The following is a 12845-nucleotide window of genomic DNA, read 5'->3' as shown; positions in this document are numbered from 1 at the left end:
GCCAGGTGCGCACACATCCTCGTTCTCCGGCCTCCGGCCTCCGGCCTGCCCGCCTACCCCGACCGGCCTCCGGCCTGCCCGCCTCAGCGGACGGGCGTCGTCCCGGCCGGAACACTCGCCTCGACCGACGGATCCGGAATCGCAGCCCCGTGCCCACCGAAGTTGGGGCGCGCGTAGAAGAGCGTCGCGATCGCTCCGACCAGCAGGACCGCGGCCGGGAGGTACAGCGACTGGGCGAGCGCGGTGGCGAACGGTTCCGCCACCTGTGCCGGCACCCGGCCCGTGGACAGCTCACCCGACGCGCCGGCCGCACCGGCGAACGGCACCTCGGCGGAGATGCGGGACTGCATCAGCACGCCGATACCCGCACTGCCCAGCACGGACCCGATCATGCGGGTGGTGTTGTAGACACCGCTGCCCGCGCCGGCCTGCGACATCGGCAGGTTGCGGGTGGCCGTGGCACCGAGCGGAGACCAGATGAGCGCGTTGGCCACACCCATCAGTGCGATGGGCATGAGGAGCCGGACGATCGCCGTGGTCGGTGTCATCTCCATCGCGAGCCAGACGAGGGCAACGGTGAGCAGGGTCAGGCCGGTACCGGCGATGTAGCGCGGGTGCACGCGGTCCACCAGACGGCCGACGTTGGGCGCGAGCACGCCGGTGAGCACCGCCATGGGCACGAACAAAAGGGCCGAACGCGTGGGCGTCAGTCCGGTGACGCTCTGCGCGTAGAACATGATCGGCAGCATCATGCCGGTCATCGCGAAGCCCATGGCCGCGATACCGATGTTGCTGAGCGAGAAGTTCCGGTCGCGGAACAACCCGAGCGGCACCAGAGGCTCGTTGCGGTTGCGCGACTGCCACACGATGAACGCGGCGAAGACGACCACGCCGACGGCGATGGAGGTCCAGATCCACCCGTTCCAGTCGTACTTCTGACCCTCCTGCAGACCGAAGACGATGAAGAACAGGCCGGCGGCGGACAGCACGACGCCGGGGATGTCGAACTTATGGTCGTTGGTGGGGAGCGTCGGCACGAACTTGACGGCCAGTGCGATGGCGACGACACCGACGGGGAGGTTGATGAAGAAGATCCACTCCCACCCGAACGCGTCGACCAGCACGCCACCGAGCAGCGGACCCACCAGGGTCGCGACGCCGGCGACCGCGCCCCAGGCGCCCATCGCGGCACCGCGCTTGTCCTTGGGGAAGATGCGGGTGATGACGGCCATGGTCTGCGGCGTGATCATCGCGGCGCCCAGGCCCTGCACGGCGCGCGCGGCGATGAGCATCTCGATCGACCCCGACACGCCACACCACAGCGAGGCGAGAGTGAAGACGACGAGCCCGCCGATGTAGAGGTTCTTCGGCCCGAACCGGTCGCCCAGACGGCCGGTCACGAGGAGCGGTACCGCGTACGCGAGCAGGTACGCACTGGTCACCCAGATGACGTTCGAGATGTCGGTCTGCAGACCCTCGAGGATCGCCGGCTGCGCGACGGCGACGATGGTGGTGTCCACGAGAATCATGAAGAAGCCCAGGCACAGGGTCCAGAGCGCGATCCAGGGGGACGCCTCCTTCACGGCCGGACTGCTGGTGCTGGTCATCGGTGGTCCTGTCGTTCGGTGAGAATGCTGTCCAGCCAGGGGAGACGTCCGGAGTCGATGTCGTCGACGAAGGCCCGGAGCCAGGTGAGTTCGGCCTCGCGCAGGGCGAGGGTGTAGTCGAGGCCCACGGAGAAGAGCCGGGGAACGTGGCGATCGACGGCCATCGCATCGATGACGCGCATCTCGTCGAGATCCTTCTCCAGCAGAGCGATACGGGTACGGACGAGTGTCGCGACCTCCGACCCGGGGAGGTTGTGCGACTCGGACAAGGCGAGGGTGAACTGCGAGTACTCGGGCGTGGGTTCCGCCAGGAGAATACGCAGGGTGTCCGACAGAGCCGCCCGACCCGAGTCGGTCACCGAGTAGGTGGTGCGCTCGGGCCGATTACCTTCCCGTTCGGTGCCGACCGCCACGATCAGCTCACGCTCCGCCAGGCGGTCGACCGCGTGGTAGAGCGACCCCGGACGTACCTTGAGCAGTCGGTCGTCCTTGCGCTCGAGCAGGAGCTGATACATCTCGTACGGGTGCATCGGCCGCTCGAACAGGCACGCGAGCACGGCGATGGCCAGCGGTGTCACGCGTTCCATGTCGATCCCCTCGCCCGTATATTCCGCTTGGAATATACGGCGCCGAGCATGGTCGCCACAAGCGGCGCTAGCGTGGACGGCGATGAACTCCCACCAGATCGACATCGTCCGTCTCGCCTGGGCGCGAGAACTGGGTCTTCCCGACGACGCCTCGCTCGACGACGCGGAGCGGTTGCACGTGGTCGACGACGACGCGACCCGCCTCACGTTCGTCGTCCTGGACGGCCACGCGGTCCTGGTCGGACCCGGCGACATCCTCGACCGCGCCGAGGCACTGGGCAACGACGTGCTCGCGACGCGGGACGGTCTCGCCGAGCTCGCGGGACAGCGCCGGGGTCGTTGCGGTGGACCACGGGTCCTCGCCTTCCTCGACGACAGTCGCGACGACGTGCGCGTCGAACACCCTCTGATCTCCCACGACGGGCACGACGTGGACCGCGTCCTCGCACTGGTGCCTCCCGACGACGCCACCGGGATCCGCGCGGTCGGCGTCGACTCGTGGTTCACGGTGTTCGACGACGCCGACGGTGAGGACGACGCTCTCCCCGCGGCCGCTGCCGGGTACGTCGAGTGGCGCGGCTTCCTCGCCGACACCGTCGCGGTCACCGTGCCGTCACGACGCCGGCGGGGGTACGGCTCGACCGCCGCACGGCTGGCCACGAACGAGGCCATCGACGCGGGACTCGTGCCGCAGTGGTCGGTGCCGATGGACAACGCGACCGCCCGGCTGTTCGGCCTCTCGCTCGGCTTCACCGAACTGGGAGTGCACATCGGGATGGAATTGACCGACCCCGGGTAAGTTACGACCATGAGCACCGACAGCGGTACCCCGTCCTACGTGGAGAAGGGCGGCTTCGACCGCGACACGAACTACATCGAGGACCGCATCACCGACGATCCGTCGTCGCGCTACCCGGTGGAGGCCGGTCGTTACCGCCTCGTCGTGGCCCGCGCCTGCCCGTGGGCCAACCGCGCCATCATCGTGCGTCGGCTCCTGGGTCTCGAGGACGCCATCTCGATGGGAGTGTGCGGACCGACCCACGACAAGCGGAGCTGGACCTTCGATCTCGATCCCGACGGCCTCGACCCGGTGCTGAAGATCCCACGTCTGCAGGACGCGTTTCTCGCGCGCTTCCCCGACTACCCACGCGGGATCACCGTGCCCGCCATGGTGGAGGTGTCGACGGGCGAGGTGGTCACCAACGACTACCCGCAGATGACGCTCGACTTCTCGACGGAGTGGACGCGGTACCACCGTGAGGGCGCACCCGACCTGTACCCGGAAGCGTTGCGCGGCGAGATCGACGAGGTGGCGGAACTGATCTTCCACGACGTCAACAACGGCGTCTACAAGTGCGGTTTCGCCGGCTCCCAGAGCGCGTACGAGAAGGCGTACGACGCTCTCTTCGCGCGACTGGACTGGCTGAGCGACCGTCTCGAGAACCAGCGATTCCTGGTGGGCGACACCATCACCGAAGCCGACGTCCGTCTGTTCACGACGCTGGCGCGGTTCGATCCCGTCTACCACGGCCACTTCAAGTGCAACCGGAGCAAGCTCTCCGAGATGCCGGTGCTGTGGGCCTACGCCCGAGACCTGTTCCAGACACCGGGATTCGGCGACACCACGGACTTCGTGCACATCAAGTCGCACTACTACGAGGTGCACACCGACATCAACCCGACCGGCATCGTGCCCAAGGGGCCGGACCTGTCGAGCTGGTTGAGCCCACACGGCCGGGAAGCGTTGGGCGGCAGGCCGTTCGGAGACGGCACTCCCCCGCCGCCGCCGAAGGAGTCGGAGCAGGTTCCGGCCGAGCACTGGGCCTGACGACCCGGACGGGTCGGAAGGATCTGCGTCAGGGACGCAGAGTGAGAATCCTCGGCCCGTCCTCGGTGACGGCGACCGTGTGCTCCCAGTGCGCGGATCGCGATCCGTCCGTGGTGACCACGGTCCAGTCGTCGTCCAACACGCGGGTCTCGTGGGTGCCCAGTGTCAGCATCGGCTCGATGGCGAGCGTCGACCCCACCACCAGCTCGGGGCCCTTGCCCGGCGCACCCTCGTTGGCGAGGAACGGCTCCATGTGCATCTCGCGGCCGATGCCGTGGCCGCCGTAGCCGTCGACGATGCCGTAGGTACGTCCGTGCGCCGCCGAGGCGGCCAGCGTGCCCTGCTCGATCGCGTGCGAGACGTCGGTCAGGCGGTTGCCCGGGAGCATCGCGGCGATACCGGCCTCCATCGACAACCGAGTGGCCTCGCTCAGCTGCTCGTCTGCCTCGATGACGGCACCGACACCGAACGTCCAGGCGGAGTCGCCGTGCCAGCCGTCGAGAATGGCGCCGCAGTCGATCGAGATGAGGTCACCCTCGGCGAGCACGTCGGACGAGTTCGGGATGCCGTGCACGACGCGATCGTTGATCGAGCTGCAGATGCTGCCCGTGAAGCCGTGGTACCCGAGGAACGACGGCACCGCGCCGGCGGCGCGAATCACCGACTCGGCGACGGCGTCGAGTTCGAGCGTGGACACGCCGGGCTTCGCCGCGTCGCGCACCGCCACGAGAGCGGCGCCCACGACGGCCCCGGCCGCAGCCATGGCATCGAGCTCACCGGCGCTGCGGAACGGGACCACCTTGCGCTTACGTCCGAAAGCCATGGGTCAGTCGTCGCCCTGGATCGCGTCGATGACCTTCTTGTTGACATCCTCGACCTCGCCGACGGCGTCGACGGTCACGAGTAGTCCCGACCGGCCTCCGGCCTGCCCGCTGCGACCATGGCTCTTGTAGTACTCGAGCAGCGGAGCCGTCTCGTCGCGGTAGACCTTCATCCGGTTCCGGATGACGCTCTCCTTGTCGTCCTCGCGCCCACGGGCGAGCATGCGCTCGACCACGACGTCCTCGTCGATGACGAAGGAGACGACGGCGTCGAGCGTCGTGCCCGCGTCCTCGAGGATGGAGGCGAGTGAGTCGGCCTGATCGGTCGATCGCGGGAAGCCGTCGAGGATGAAGCCGTTGGTGGCGTCGGGCTCGGCCAGACGGTCGCGCACCATGTCCACGGTCAGCGCACTCGGGACCAGGTCGCCCGCGTCGAGGTACTTCTTGGCCTCGATGCCCAGGGGCGTCTTCTGGCCGATGTTCGCGCGGAAGAGATCGCCCGTCGAGACGTGGGGAATTCCCAGCTTCTCCGACAGCAGCGTCGCCTGCGTACCTTTGCCTGCTCCGGGAGGACCGAGGAGGACGAGTCTCACTTGAGGAACCCTTCGTAGTTGCGCTGCATCAGCTGGCTTTCGATCTGCTTCACCGTGTCGAGTCCCACGCTCACCATGATGAGCACCGCGGTTCCGCCGAAGGGCAGGTTCTGGGCGCCACCGGAGTTACCGATGTCGAGGAACAGGTTGGGAAGCACAGCGATGGTGCCGAGGTAGATGGCACCGGGCAGCGTGATGCGACTGAGAACGAAATTGAGGTAGTCGGCCGTCGGACGTCCCGGCCTGATGCCCGGGATGAATCCGCCGTACTTCTTCATCTCGTCGGCACGTTCCTCGGGGTTGAACGTGATGGCGACGTAGAAGTAGGTGAAGAAGACGATGAGGCCGAAGTAGATCGCGATGTACACCGGGTTCGCCGGGTTCACCAGATACGTGTTGATGGCGCGTTGCCACCAACTCGGATCCGCCGCCGTGCTGGCATTGGTCAGCTGGGCGATGAGATTGGGGAGGTACAGCAGCGACGACGCGAAGATCACCGGGATTACACCCGCCTGGTTGACCTTCAGCGGCAGGTAGGTGGACGAGCCGCCGTACATGCGGCGGCCGACCATGCGCTTGGCGTACTGCACCGGGATGCGGCGCTGGCCCTGCTCGACGAAGACGACGCCGATGATGATGGCGAGAGCGGCGAGGCAGACGAGCGCGAAGACGATGCCGCCGCGGCTGTCGAGAATCGACTTGCCCTCGGACGGGATGCGCGAGGCGATGCCGGCGAAGATGAGCAGCGACATGCCGTTGCCGACGCCGCGCTCGGTGATGAGCTCGCCGAACCACATGACCAGGGCAGCACCCGCGGTCATGACCAGCACGATGGTGACCAGTCCGAAGATGGACGAGTCCGCGATGATGTCGAGGTTGCAGCCCTGGAGCAGCTGCCCGCGCGAGGCGAGCGCGACGAGACCCGTGGCCTGCAGGATCGCCAGCGCGATGGAGAGATAGCGCGTGTACTGCGTCATCTTCGCCTGGCCGGCCTGGCCCTCCTTGCGGAGTTCCTCGAACCGCGGGATGACCACGGTGAGGAGCTGGACGATGATGCTCGCGGTGATGAAGGGCATGATGCCGATCGCGAACACGGACAGCTGCAGCAGAGCGCCGCCCGAGAACAGGTTGATCAGCGAGTAGATGCCGGCGGAGTCGCCACCCGACACCTGGTCGATGCACTGACGGACGTTGCCGTAGTCGACACCGGGCGACGGCAGCGTCGCGCCGAAGCGGTACAGAGCGATGAGGCCGAGAGTGAAGAGGATCTTCCGTCTCAGGTCAGGTGTCCTGAGGGCCGACACAAAGGCGGAAAGCAACGATCCTCCTGGACGGGGTGACTAACGAGGGAGATGGTCGGGGCGCACTGGCACCCCGTCGAACTCTAACAGCGCCGCGGAGTGCGCAGCCCGGGCCGAGCCGGACAACCCACTCACCGTGGCACCGAACGGCCGATGGCCGCAGCACGAGAGTCGTACCACGGCCATCGGTCCGTACTGCCGGAGGCCCGCTCACTCGTCGAGTGAGCGGGCCGCCGAACTCACAACTCGGTGACGGATCCGCCGGCTGCGTTGATCTTTTCCTTGGCACTGCCGGTGAACTTGTCGGCGGTGATGGACACCTTCACCGACAGGTCGCCGTCGCCCAGGATCTTGACGAGACGGTTCTTGCGCACCGCACCCTTGGCGACCAGATCGTCCTTGGAGATCTCGCCACCCTCGGGGAACAGTCGCTCGATGTCGACCAGGTTCACGACCTGGTACTCGACCCGGTTGCGGTTGGTGAAGCCCTTGAGCTTCGGCAGCCGCATGTGGATCGGCATCTGGCCACCCTCGAAGCCGGCCGGGACGTTCTTACGAGCGCCCGTGCCCTTGGTGCCACGACCTGCGGTCTTGCCGCGCTTTCCGCCTTCACCGCGACCGACGCGGATCTTCGCGCTCTTCGAACCAGGTGCGGGGCGAAGATGATGCAATTTGATGGTCACTTGGTGACCTCCTCAACGACGACGAGGTGACGCACCACGTTGATCAGCCCGCGGGTCTGCGGGGTGTCCTCGCGAATCACCGACTGGCGGATCTTCTTGAGGCCCAGCGTGCGAATGCTGTCACGCTGGTTCTTCTTCTGACCGATGGTGCTCTTGATCTGGGTCACTCTGAGGTCAGCCATGAGCTGCTCCTGCTGCTGCCTGGGCGCGAGCGCGCAGCATGCCGGCGGGAGCGACGTCCTCGATCGGCAGACCACGACGAGCCGCGACCTCTTCCGGACGCTGCAGGCTCTTGAGAGCCGCAACGGTGGCGTGCACGACGTTGATCGCGTTGTCGCTACCCAGCGACTTGGCGAGGATGTCGTGGACACCTGCACACTCGAGCACGGCACGCACCGCGCCACCGGCGATGACACCGGTACCGGGGCTTGCCGGGCGCAGCATGACCACACCGGCCGCAGCCTCACCCTGGACGGGGTGCGTGATCGTGCTACCGATCAGCGGGACGCGGAAGAAGCTCTTGCGAGCCTCCTCGACACCCTTCTGAATGGCGGCCGGAACTTCCTTGGCCTTGCCGTAGCCGACGCCGACCAGACCGTTGCCGTCTCCGACGATCACGAGGGCGGTGAAGCTGAAGCGACGACCACCCTTCACGACCTTGGAGACGCGGTTGATCGCGACGACGCGCTCGAGGTTGTTCTTCTCGGGAGCGTTGCCGCCCCGCGAGTCGCGACGGTCGCGACCTCCACGGTTGTCTCCGCCGCGGTTGTCACCTCCGCCTGCATTGGGTCCTGCGTTGGCTCCGGCGGGTCCGCTGCCGCCGTCACGCCGTTGACGTCCCGGCATCAGGCTGTCCTTCCGTTGGTGAGCTGAATCTTCGCTGCGTTGGTCATCAGAACGTCAGCCCGCCTTCGCGAGCTGCATCGGCGAGTGCCGCGATGCGTCCGGCGTAACCGTGGCCACCGCGGTCGAAGACCACTGCCTCGATGCCGGCCGCCTTGGCACGCTCGGCGATGAGAGCGCCGACCTTCGCGCCACGGGCCTTCTTGTCGCCCTCGGTCGCGCGCACATCGGCCTCGATGCTGGACGCGGACGCGAGAGTGCGGCCGGTCAGATCGTCGATCAGCTGTGCGTGCAGGTGACGCGAGGAACGGTTGACGACCAGACGGGGACGCTCGGCGGTTCCGGAGACCTTCTTGCGAAGACGGAAGTGGCGGCGCGTCTTGGACAGGCGACGACGCGTGGAGGCGTCCTTGCCCAACGGGATGCGCTTCGGGTTCGCGTCGGAACCCTTCGTTGCTGCGGAGTTGCTCATCACTTACCTGTCTTTCCGACCTTGCGGCGGATCTGCTCACCCTCGTACCGAACGCCCTTGCCCTTGTACGGGTCGGGACGACGGAGACGACGGATGTTGGCAGAGATCTGGCCGACCTTCTGCTTGTCGATACCCGAGACCGAGAATCGGGTGGGCGTCTCGACCGCGAAGGTGATGCCGTCGGGCGCCGTGATCGGCACTGGGTGGCTGTAGCCGAGAGCGAACTCGAGGTCGCTGCCCTTCAGTGCCACGCGGTAACCGACGCCGTGAATCTCCATCTTCGTGGTGTAACCGGTGGTCACACCCGTGATGAGGTTCGCGACGAGAGTGCGCGAGAGGCCGTGGAGCGAGCGGCTACGACGCTCGTCGTCGGGCCGAGAAACCGAGAGGGATCCGTCATCGTTCTTGGCGATGGTGATCGGCTCGGCGATGGTGAGACTCAAGGTGCCCTTGGGGCCCTTGACGGTGACATCCTGGCCGGCGATGGTGACATCGACTCCGGCGGGAACTGTCACAGGAAGCTTTCCGATACGCGACATAGTGGTGGCCTCCCTTACCAGACGTACGCGAGGACTTCGCCGCCGACGCCCTGATTGGCCGCCTGGCGATCGGTCAGCAAGCCGGTGGACGTGGAGATGATCGCCACGCCGAGGCCGCCGAGCACCTTGGGCAGATTGGTGGATTTTGCGTACACACGCAGTCCGGGCTTGGACACCCGTCGCACACCGGCGAGGCTGCGCTCGCGGCTGGGACCGTACTTGAGGTCGACGATGAGGGTCTTGCCCACCTCGGCGTCCTCGGTGCGGTACTCGGAGATGTAGCCCTCACGCTTGAGGATCTCGGCGATGTTCGCCTTGATCTTCGAGTGAGGCAGCTTCACCTGATCGTGGTACGCCGAGTTGGCGTTGCGCAGACGTGTCAAGAAGTCTGCGATCGGGTCGGTCATGGTCATGACAGAGTTCATGGCCCTTTCTCGCAGCGGTTCCCATACAGCACGTGCGAGCTGGTGCCCTGGTAGCAGGGCCTGACTCGTCCCGTCGTGGGCCTACAGCGAAGTGTTCTGTCCTGACCGACTGTTGCCGGTCAGGGGTTGCGCTCCTGCCAGTGCAGACGTGAGCACTGGCGGGTGTTTCGAGCATCATGGCAAGAAACCTGAGTAGCTCGGGTCGTATGCAGGCATGACGGTACCCGGGCAACCGGTCAAGTGTAAGGGAGTGACCTGCGGGGACCAAATCGGTGCAGGTAGGGCGGGTGGTGCCGGTACTGCAGGGGTGTGCGCACCGGTTCCGGTGGGCGGACACCCTCTGCAGCCTGCGGCAAGGGGTGTGCGCATCACGGGACGAGTGCGCGGCAGTGGTGTCGGCCGGGTGCGGCGTGAGGTGCCGGTGTGGCACTCGCCGGTGCCGCAGGGGGTGTGCACACAGGTTGCGGTGGGCGAACACCCCCTCCGGCCTGCCGCAACAGGTGTGAGCCTCACGGGAGGTGTGCACGGTGCCCTGCGCCGGCCCGAACGGTTCACCGCGACATCGGTCGGGTTCAGCCGCGGAACCAAGTTCGGTGACCGATTGGTCCGTTTCGCTCCGCCATTCTCGTTCAGCCTTTTAGTGTCCATTCACAACGTTTATCGCGCACGACGAGTGATGGAGGACGATGTGAAGACCGGTGTACGCACATTCGGCAAGGTCGGAATGGTGGGAGCGGCAGCTGCTGCGGCGCTGTTGGCAGGGTCGGGAACGGCGTCGGCGGCGGTGCTCGCCGTCGTCGCGGTACCCACGCCCGGCGTCGAATCGATCAGCACGCTGGTGACCGTGACACCCGCTCTCGCCTTCACGGGCGCGGTGGACTGCACCGTCACCGCGACCGAAGTGGGTGACGAGACCAACACGGCGAGCGCCTCGGGCCCCGCCACGCCATTCCTGCCGATCGCTCCCGCCGTCGGCACCATCGTCATCGACGGACTCGAGGCCGGGCTCTACAGCGTCGCGGTGACGTGTGACGACGGCGGCACATCGGTCGATGCGCTCGTCGACCTCCCCGTCACAGTGCTTCCGGAGGGCAGCCTCCCGCCTGTCGTCCCACCTGTCGGTGGCGGTGGCTCTCTGCCGTTGGACATCTTCGAGAGCTGACGCTCGACGACGCGAGCCCCGGTCCTCAGGGAGGTCCGGGGCTCGTCTCGTGCGCGGGTCGACCCCGCCGGTCAGTCCTTGCCGTCTCCCCGATCACGCACCCGGTCACCGAGGTTCGCCTTCTCGTCGCGGTCGAGCGCATCCACGTCGATGAAGCGCGACTTGCCCTGCGTGGCACGGTTGACGAAGAACGTCACCACCCACAGCGCCACACCGAGGAGCAGCATCGCGCCGGCGATGCGGTACTGGATCATCTGCGCATCGGTCCGCGCCCACGGTCCGACGAGGAACAGGCACAGCGTGCCGCCCGTCACCGGAACCCACAGCGGCGCACTGAAGCCCGTCGTCTCCTTCTTGCGCTTGAGCACCAGGTTGGCGACGTTGACCACCGCGAACACGCAGAGCAGCAGCAGCCCGGTCGTTCCGGACAGAGCGCTGACGACCGAGTTCCCCTGCAGCTGGTTGACCACCACGATCAGCACCAGTGCCATGACGGTGGAGAACATGATGGCCGCCCACGGCGAGCGACGCGTCGGCAGAACAGCGCTCAGCGACTTGGGCAGGATGCGCTGACGCCCGAGGCCGTAGATCAACCGACTCGCCATCAGCATGTTGATCAGCGCGGTGTTGGCGACGGCGAACACCGTCAGGTACGGGAAGATCTCGTCGATCGGCAGTCCCGGTGCGCCGAGTCGCACGACGTGGAGCAGGATGCCCTCGCTGCCGGAGTCGTAGTCCAGCGGCAGGACCGCGATCACGGCCACGACGACGAGAACGTAGATGAGGCAGGCGATGCCGAGTCCGGAGAGCATCATCTTCGGGAAGATCTTCTCGGGCTCCTTGGTCTCCTCGACCATGTTCACCGAGTCCTCGAAGCCGACCATCGCGAAGAAAGCAATGGTGGTCGCGACGGTGACGGCGAGGAACCAGCCCTTCTCGTTGGCGTCGTCGAACACGACCAGATTGGCGATGTCGCCCTCGGCGCTACCACTTCCCACCGCGACGAAGCCGATCGCGATGACGATGGCGAGCGCTGCCATCTCGATGATCGTCAGGATCACGTTGAACTTGACCGACTCGCCGACACCGCGCAGATTGATCGCCGCCAGCAGCAGCATGAAGGCCAGTGCGACCACCAATTGCGCTGTGTCGCCGGTGGGTACGTCGAACCACCCGATGCCGTCCTCGGTACTGAAGGTCTCGTGCAGGCCGGCCAACAGGTTGCCCGCCACCACGTTCGAGGACGTCGAGGCGCTGGTGATGCCGGAGCAGATGACGGCGAACGCGACGAGGAACGTCGCGAAATGGATGCCGAAGGCCTTGTGCGTGTACAGCGCGGCGCCGGCGGCCTGCGGGTACTTGCACACCAGCTCGAGATAGGAGAACGCGGTCAGCGTCGCCACGACGAAGGCGAGGATGAACGGCAGCCACGCCATTCCGCCGACATTGGCGATCATGTCGCCTGTCACGGCGTAGACGCCGGCGCCCAGGATGTCGCCGACGATGAAGAGCAACAGCAGTCCGGGTCCGAGGACCCGCTTGAGTTCCGGCGTGGCCGAGGTCTCGGTCTCCGCGGTCTGAGTCATGATTCCTCCGCTCGCTCCCCCGTCGCGCAACACTAGGCCCGGTGAGGCGCCGGCGCGAGGCATACGGCGGGAGACACGCAGAGAGGAACAGACCGTTCGGACCGCGCGACATTCCTCGACGCACTGCATCCGTGAACGCCGACAGGCCCGAGCCGTGATGGCTCGGGCCTGTCGGGTCGATCAGGTGATCAGATCACCAGGAGGCTTGTCTCACCAGGAAGACTTGTGCACTCCGGGGAGCTCGCCGCGGTGCGCCATCTCGCGCACGCAGATACGGCAGAGGCCGAACTTGCGGAACACGGAGTGCGGACGGCCGCAACGCTGGCAGCGGGTGTACGCGCGAACCGCGAACTTCGGCTTCTTGTTGGCCTTGTTGACCAGTGCCTTCTTAGCCATAC

General features: G+C 66.5%; 16 protein-coding genes. 3 read left to right on the top strand and 13 right to left on the bottom strand.

The window, feature by feature from the left end; translation table 11 throughout:
* Window positions 1–83: 83 nt before the first annotated feature.
* Together HQ308_RS04455 and HQ308_RS04450 are read right to left on the bottom strand one after the other, a co-directional pair.
* A complete protein-coding gene (locus tag HQ308_RS04455) occupies window positions 84–1607 on the bottom strand; it encodes an MFS transporter (RefSeq protein WP_222645525.1) in 1524 nt (507 codons plus the stop codon).
* Window positions 1604–2194, bottom strand: coding sequence for a PadR family transcriptional regulator (locus tag HQ308_RS04450; protein ID WP_222645524.1), 591 nt, complete (start codon window positions 2192–2194; stop codon window positions 1604–1606). The genes HQ308_RS04455 and HQ308_RS04450 overlap by 4 nt, the downstream gene beginning before the upstream one ends.
* 82 nt (window positions 2195–2276) lie before the next feature.
* Here HQ308_RS04450 and HQ308_RS04445 point away from each other — a divergent pair, with 82 nt between their 5' ends.
* Together HQ308_RS04445 and HQ308_RS04440 are read left to right on the top strand one after the other, a co-directional pair.
* A complete protein-coding gene (locus HQ308_RS04445) occupies window positions 2277–2993 on the top strand; it encodes a GNAT family N-acetyltransferase (RefSeq protein WP_056441865.1) in 717 nt (238 codons plus the stop codon).
* A 9-nt stretch (window positions 2994–3002) separates the two neighbouring features.
* On the top strand, window positions 3003–4022 hold the full coding sequence (locus tag HQ308_RS04440) for a glutathione S-transferase family protein (protein ID WP_222631663.1): 1020 nt from the start codon (window positions 3003–3005) through the stop codon (window positions 4020–4022).
* A 28-nt stretch (window positions 4023–4050) separates the two neighbouring features.
* On the opposite strand, the gene map is transcribed toward HQ308_RS04440, so the two are convergent.
* The 9 genes from map to rpsH all read right to left on the bottom strand — a co-directional run bounded on the left by map (window position 4051) and on the right by rpsH (window position 9687).
* The gene (map, locus tag HQ308_RS04435) at window positions 4051–4845 is read right to left on the bottom strand and encodes a type I methionyl aminopeptidase (protein ID WP_056441857.1); all 795 of its coding nucleotides are present in this window, start codon (window positions 4843–4845) and stop codon (window positions 4051–4053) included.
* A gap of 3 nt (window positions 4846–4848) precedes the next feature.
* Window positions 4849–5436 (bottom strand): adenylate kinase, encoded by a 588-nt coding sequence (locus tag HQ308_RS04430; protein WP_222645523.1) that lies wholly within the window; start codon window positions 5434–5436, stop codon window positions 4849–4851.
* Entirely contained in the window at window positions 5433–6755 is a 1323-nt protein-coding gene (gene secY, locus HQ308_RS04425) for a preprotein translocase subunit SecY (protein WP_027504673.1), read from the bottom strand. Before secY ends, HQ308_RS04430 begins: the two co-directional genes overlap by 4 nt.
* A 221-nt stretch (window positions 6756–6976) precedes the next feature.
* The gene (gene rplO / locus HQ308_RS04420; protein WP_027504672.1) at window positions 6977–7420 is read right to left on the bottom strand and encodes a 50S ribosomal protein L15; all 444 of its coding nucleotides are present in this window, start codon (window positions 7418–7420) and stop codon (window positions 6977–6979) included.
* Complete coding sequence (rpmD, locus tag HQ308_RS04415) at window positions 7417–7602, bottom strand: 50S ribosomal protein L30 (RefSeq protein ID WP_027504671.1); 186 nt, start codon at window positions 7600–7602, stop codon at window positions 7417–7419. The genes rplO and rpmD overlap by 4 nt, the downstream gene beginning before the upstream one ends.
* Window positions 7595–8266 (bottom strand): 30S ribosomal protein S5, encoded by a 672-nt coding sequence (rpsE, locus tag HQ308_RS04410; RefSeq protein ID WP_027504670.1) that lies wholly within the window; start codon window positions 8264–8266, stop codon window positions 7595–7597. Before rpsE ends, rpmD begins: the two co-directional genes overlap by 8 nt.
* Window positions 8267–8312: 46 nt before the next feature.
* Window positions 8313–8735 carry a 50S ribosomal protein L18 gene (gene rplR / locus HQ308_RS04405; RefSeq protein ID WP_037184745.1) on the bottom strand — a complete coding sequence of 141 codons (423 nt, stop codon included), beginning with the start codon at window positions 8733–8735 and terminating at the stop codon, window positions 8313–8315.
* Complete coding sequence (gene rplF / locus HQ308_RS04400) at window positions 8735–9274, bottom strand: 50S ribosomal protein L6 (RefSeq protein ID WP_042574890.1); 540 nt, start codon at window positions 9272–9274, stop codon at window positions 8735–8737. Before rplF ends, rplR begins: the two co-directional genes overlap by 1 nt.
* A 14-nt stretch (window positions 9275–9288) precedes the next feature.
* Window positions 9289–9687 (bottom strand): 30S ribosomal protein S8, encoded by a 399-nt coding sequence (gene rpsH, locus HQ308_RS04395; protein WP_027504667.1) that lies wholly within the window; start codon window positions 9685–9687, stop codon window positions 9289–9291.
* Between the two features lie 688 nt (window positions 9688–10375).
* On the opposite strand from rpsH, the gene HQ308_RS04390 reads away from it, so the two are divergent.
* Entirely contained in the window at window positions 10376–10861 is a 486-nt protein-coding gene (locus HQ308_RS04390) for a hypothetical protein (protein ID WP_222645522.1), read from the top strand.
* A 71-nt stretch (window positions 10862–10932) separates the two neighbouring features.
* Here HQ308_RS04390 and HQ308_RS04385 read toward each other — a convergent pair whose 3' ends face one another.
* Both HQ308_RS04385 and HQ308_RS04380 read right to left on the bottom strand, forming a co-directional pair.
* Complete coding sequence (locus HQ308_RS04385; RefSeq protein WP_051613170.1) at window positions 10933–12447, bottom strand: APC family permease; 1515 nt, start codon at window positions 12445–12447, stop codon at window positions 10933–10935.
* Window positions 12448–12657: 210 nt separating this feature from the next.
* Window positions 12658–12843, bottom strand: coding sequence for a type Z 30S ribosomal protein S14 (locus tag HQ308_RS04380; protein WP_027504665.1), 186 nt, complete (start codon window positions 12841–12843; stop codon window positions 12658–12660).
* Window positions 12844–12845 lie beyond the last annotated feature (2 nt).

The organism is Rhodococcus sp. BP-241, assembly GCF_019836145.1.
Taxonomy (GTDB): Bacteria; Actinomycetota; Actinomycetes; order Mycobacteriales; family Mycobacteriaceae; genus Rhodococcoides.
The sequence above is the reverse complement of the archived record's forward strand: the minus strand, read 5'-3'. Positions and strand labels throughout refer to the sequence as shown.

What these genes read in the sequence shown, in the direction of transcription:
- HQ308_RS04455 (WP_222645525.1), bottom strand. Translation starts at nt 1,607, where the DNA reads ATGACCAGCACCAGCAGTCCGGCCGTGAAGGAGGCGTCCCCCTGGATC.
- HQ308_RS04450 (WP_222645524.1), bottom strand. Translation starts at nt 2,194, where the DNA reads ATGGAACGCGTGACACCGCTGGCCATCGCCGTGCTCGCGTGCCTGTTC.
- HQ308_RS04445 (WP_056441865.1), top strand. Translation starts at nt 2,277, where the DNA reads ATGAACTCCCACCAGATCGACATCGTCCGTCTCGCCTGGGCGCGAGAA.
- HQ308_RS04440 (WP_222631663.1), top strand. Translation starts at nt 3,003, where the DNA reads ATGAGCACCGACAGCGGTACCCCGTCCTACGTGGAGAAGGGCGGCTTC.
- map (WP_056441857.1), bottom strand. Translation starts at nt 4,845, where the DNA reads ATGGCTTTCGGACGTAAGCGCAAGGTGGTCCCGTTCCGCAGCGCCGGT.
- rpmD (WP_027504671.1), bottom strand. Translation starts at nt 7,602, where the DNA reads ATGGCTGACCTCAGAGTGACCCAGATCAAGAGCACCATCGGTCAGAAG.
- rpsE (WP_027504670.1), bottom strand. Translation starts at nt 8,266, where the DNA reads ATGCCGGGACGTCAACGGCGTGACGGCGGCAGCGGACCCGCCGGAGCC.
- rplR (WP_037184745.1), bottom strand. Translation starts at nt 8,735, where the DNA reads ATGAGCAACTCCGCAGCAACGAAGGGTTCCGACGCGAACCCGAAGCGC.
- rplF (WP_042574890.1), bottom strand. Translation starts at nt 9,274, where the DNA reads ATGTCGCGTATCGGAAAGCTTCCTGTGACAGTTCCCGCCGGAGTCGAT.
- rpsH (WP_027504667.1), bottom strand. Translation starts at nt 9,687, where the DNA reads ATGACCATGACCGACCCGATCGCAGACTTCTTGACACGTCTGCGCAAC.
- HQ308_RS04390 (WP_222645522.1), top strand. Translation starts at nt 10,376, where the DNA reads ATGGAGGACGATGTGAAGACCGGTGTACGCACATTCGGCAAGGTCGGA.
- HQ308_RS04385 (WP_051613170.1), bottom strand. Translation starts at nt 12,447, where the DNA reads ATGACTCAGACCGCGGAGACCGAGACCTCGGCCACGCCGGAACTCAAG.
- HQ308_RS04380 (WP_027504665.1), bottom strand. Translation starts at nt 12,843, where the DNA reads ATGGCTAAGAAGGCACTGGTCAACAAGGCCAACAAGAAGCCGAAGTTC.